General features: G+C 50.3%; 2 protein-coding genes. Both read right to left on the bottom strand.

Going from position 1 to position 1,927, the window contains the following annotated elements:
• Positions 1–11 precede the first annotated feature (11 nt).
• Positions 12–1,100 (bottom strand): magnesium/cobalt transporter CorA, encoded by a 1,089-nt coding sequence (gene corA, locus K0B01_14850; protein MBW6487421.1) that lies wholly within the window; start codon positions 1,098–1,100, stop codon positions 12–14.
• Positions 1,097–1,630, bottom strand: coding sequence for an O-acetyl-ADP-ribose deacetylase (locus tag K0B01_14845; GenBank protein ID MBW6487420.1), 534 nt, complete (start codon positions 1,628–1,630; stop codon positions 1,097–1,099). Before K0B01_14845 ends, corA begins: the two co-directional genes overlap by 4 nt.
• Between the last annotated feature and the right edge of the window lie 297 nt (positions 1,631–1,927).

Raw genomic sequence — 1,927 nt, 5'->3', positions numbered from 1 at the left:
ATAACTTATTTTCACAACCACTTGCGCCTTTTGAAAAGGGCCAGCATGATAATCACAAGCGCCGCCATAAACCCCAGAAGCGTAAAATAACCCCATTTCCATTTCAATTCCGGCATGTATTCGAAGTTCATCCCATAGACGCCGGCAATGAACGTCAGCGGGATAAAAATTGTACCGATAATGGTGAGCACCTTCATGACCTGGTTCATCCGGTTGCTGATGCTCGACAAAAACGTGTCGTGCATGCCGCCGATGATGTCGCGATACGTCTCCACCATATCAATAATTTCGATTGTATGGTCGTAAAGATCGCGGAGAAAGATTCTGGTCGAAGCACCGATCAGCGGCGATTCGCTTTTGGCAATGGCGGAAATTTCCTCCCGGAGCGGCCAGATGGCCTTGCGCAGAAACAGAACCTCCCATTTCAGGCGGTGGAGCTTCTGCATCGCCACGGCGCCGGAGGACGTCAGAATCTCGTCATCGAGATCCTCAATATGATCGCCGACTTTTTCGATGGCAAGAAAATACTCGTCTATCACCGCATCCATGATGGCGTATGCCAGATGATCCGCCTTTTCGCCGCGGATGCTCCCCTTGCCGGCGCGAATCCGCTCTTTCAGATGATCGAGGATATCGCTGTCGCGCTCCCGAAAGGAGAGGACAAAATTTTTGCCGAGGATGATGCTGACATTTTCATAGTCAATCGCGGCAGTATCTTCCGAGTAAGTCATTATTTTTATGACAAAAAATATGTAATCGCCAAATTCTTCAACCTTGGGGCGCTGGCTGGTGTTGGCGATATCTTCGGCGGTCAGGGGATGAAGGCCGAAGAGAGTTGCCAGATTCTGAATCAAACTTACGTCATGGATGCCGTTGACATTAATCCAGGCAATGTTGTCGCCGATCCTGAAACGCGCGCAATCAGCAAGGGTCGCCTCGGGAATGTCCTCAAGATGATCCCGGGAATAATCAAGAATGCTGATGTTTGTCTTGTCCTGTTTCCGCTCGCCGATAAAAACAGGCGTTCCGGGCGCAAGGCCCGCCTTTTTGCCGGAGCGGGGATTCTCGCGGCTTCTTTTGCGCTTGCCGTTTTTCTTCATTTCATTGAGGCCTCCCAGCCCAGCTCCTTGAGGCGCTTTTGGTAAGCCGCCAAGATCTGTTCATTGAAGCAGACGAAGCTCACCCGCTCCAGCGTCTCATCCGTCTCTAAAAATTCAGCTACGGTCTTCAGGGCCACCCGGACCGCCTGTTCCACTGGATAGCCGTAGATTCCACAACTGATTGCGGGAAACGCCAGCGTTTTTAGCTGTTTTTCCGCCGCAATTCTCAGGCATTCGGCATAACACGAAGCCAGTAATTCCGGCTCGCCGGCAACTCCGCCCCGCCATACGGGGCCCACTGTATGGATGACATACTTTGCCGGGAGTTTATAGCCTCGCGTAAGTTTGGCCTGACCGGTTTTACAGCCGTTGAGCAAACGGCATTCCCGGAGCAGCTCCGGCCCTGCGGCCCGGTGGATCGCGCCATCCACCCCCCCGCCGCCCAGCAGCGAACTATTGGCGGCATTGACGATCGCATCTACCGTAAGTCTTGTAATATCCGCTTTAATTGCTTCGATTCGCTTTTCCATTTTCATATTGTGCATGCATAGCCCTTTTGGTAAATAACCGCAATTAATTTTGCAACAAGTGAATACAGTAAAAGATTTTTTAAAAAGCAAACTTTCCGCTTGACAATTAATATCCGGGGGAGTAACCGGATAACCATTGGTTGAACGTCCAATCAGAAATTATATTAACCGAGCCAATTGCAAAACCATTTGTCATTCCCGAAAGCGCAGCTTAATGTCCATAATGTCTCTATCGGGAATATGGTTTTTTCAAGCAGTTAGAACCAGATTCCCGCTCAGAATCGTTGCGGGAATGAC

The organism is Syntrophobacterales bacterium (assembly GCA_019429105.1).
GTDB lineage: Bacteria > Desulfobacterota > Syntrophia > Syntrophales > UBA5619 > DYTH01.
Note: the sequence above shows the minus strand (reverse complement) of the source record. Positions and strands in the feature narration are given on the sequence as shown.

Excerpts from the sequence above, each read along its gene's own strand:
- K0B01_14845 (MBW6487420.1), bottom strand. The coding sequence starts at position 1,630 with ATGGAAAAGCGAATCGAAGCAATTAAAGCGGATATTACAAGACTTACG.
- corA (MBW6487421.1), bottom strand. The coding sequence starts at position 1,100 with ATGAAGAAAAACGGCAAGCGCAAAAGAAGCCGCGAGAATCCCCGCTCC.